A 2,003-nucleotide genomic window follows, 5' to 3' on the forward strand; every position below is an offset into this window, starting at 1 on the left:
GGACGCCATCACCTGGCGCGGCGACGGCGAGACGCTCGTCGTGCAGGCCTGGGGCCGCGATTCGCTGCGCGTGCGGAGCACCCGCGCGGGGGAGGTGCTCGACACCGACTTCGCCCTCCTCGAACCCGAACCCGTCGACGTCGAGATCACTGTGGACGGTGACACGGCGACGCTCGTCAACGGCGCCATCACCGTCGTCCTGCGCGCGCGCAGCGGACGCGACTGGCAGACGTTCTACGACACGTTCCACTGCGACCTGGAGTTCCGTGATGCCGAAGGTAAGACGCTGCTCCGCGAGCTCGGCAGCGGTGGCTCGCTCAAGCTCAAGTCCCGTGAGTTCCGGCCGCTGGCCGGTGGGGCGCATCGCCTGCGGGCCGCGTTCGAGCCGGTGGCGGGGGAGAAGCTGTACGGGATGGGCCAGTATCAGCAGGCGATCCTGGATGTGAAGGGCTCTACCTTCGAGCTGGCGCACCGCAATTCGCAGGCGAGCGTGCCGTTCGTGGTCTCCAGTGCGGGGTACGGGTTCCTGTGGCACAACCCGGCGATCGGTTCGGCCTCGTTCGCGGCGAACCGGACCGAGTGGATCGCTGAGGCCACGCAGCAGCTTGACTATTGGATCACCGCGGGGGAGACGCCCGCGCGGATCAGCGCCGCGTACGCGGACGCGACCGGGCACGCGCCGATGATGCCCGAGTACGGTCTGGGGTACTGGCAGTGCAAGCTGCGGTATTGGAATCAGGAGCAGCTGCTCGAGGTGGCCCGCGAGTACCGGCGGCGCGGGCTGCCGCTGGATGTGATCGTGGCGGACTTCTTCCACTGGCCCAAGATGGGCGATTTCCGGTTCGAGGAGGAGTTCTGGCCGGACCCGGCCGCGATGGTGGCCGAGCTCAAGGAGATGGGTGTCGAGCTCATGGTCTCGGTGTGGCCGCAGGTCTCGCTCGAGTCGGAGAACTTCAACGAGTTCAAGCAGGGGAACCTGCTCGTGCGCACCGAGCGCGGCCTCGATGTGCAGATGGGCTTCCTCGGTCCCAGCATGTTCCTCGACGCCACCAACCCCCGCGCCCGCGAGCGGGCCTGGGAGATCCTCAAGCAGAACTATTTCGACCTGGGCATCAAGGTGTTCTGGCTCGACGAGGCCGAACCGGAGTACGGGGTCTACGACTTCGACAACTACCGCTATCACGCGGGGCCGAACGTGGAGGTCGGGAACGTCTATCCGCAGGCGTTCTCGCGGATGTTCTTCGAGGGTCAGCGGGCCGCCGGTCAGGAGGAGGTCGTGAACCTCGTGCGCTGCGCCTGGGCGGGGTCGCAGCGGTACGGCGCCCTGGTGTGGTCGGGCGATATCCATTCGTCCTTCGAGGACTTCCGGCGGCAGATCACCGCCGGGATCCACATGGGCGTGGCGGGCATCCCGTGGTTCACCACCGACATCGGCGGGTTCTGGGGCGGGAACGTCAACGAGCCGGCGTTTCGTGAGCTGCTGGTGCGGTGGTTCCAGTTCGGGGCGTTCTGCCCGGTGATGCGGATGCACGGCGACCGCCAGCCCGGCGAGCAGGTCAAGGCCGCGGACGGCTCGGACCGCTGCGGTACGGGCGCGCCGAACGAGCTGTGGAGCTTCGGCGAGGACGTGTACGAGATCCTGGTGCGGTACGTGAAGCTGCGGGAGGCGATGCGGCCGTATACGCGGCGGCTCATGGTCGAGGCGCATGAGGCGGGGCAGCCGGTCATGCGCGGCGTGTTCCACGAGTTCCCGGCCGACCCGGTCTGCTGGGACCTGGCCGACCAGTTCATGTTCGGTCCCGACCTGCTCGTCGCCCCGGTGGTCGAGGCGGACGCGACCGCGCGCCGCGTCTACCTCCCGGAGGGCGCGTCGTGGACCGATCTTCATTCCGGTGCGGTGCACCAGGGTGGACAGTGGATCGACGCCGAGGCCCCGATCGAGGTCATCCCGGTCTTCGCACGCGACGGGGCCCTGCCGGAACTCATCGGCACGATCTAGGCGG

General features: G+C 68.3%; 1 protein-coding gene. It reads left to right on the forward strand.

Annotated features, from left to right (window positions below; translation table 11 throughout):
* The first annotated feature begins 7 nt into the window (after nt 1-7).
* Complete coding sequence (locus J5V16_RS24005; RefSeq protein ID WP_208499906.1) at nt 8-1,999, forward strand: glycoside hydrolase family 31 protein; 1,992 nt, start codon at nt 8-10, stop codon at nt 1,997-1,999.
* The last annotated feature ends 4 nt before the right edge of the window (nt 2,000-2,003 follow it).

The organism is Glycomyces niveus, from assembly GCF_017592475.1.
Classification (GTDB): Bacteria; Actinomycetota; Actinomycetes; order Mycobacteriales; family Micromonosporaceae; genus Glycomyces; species Glycomyces niveus.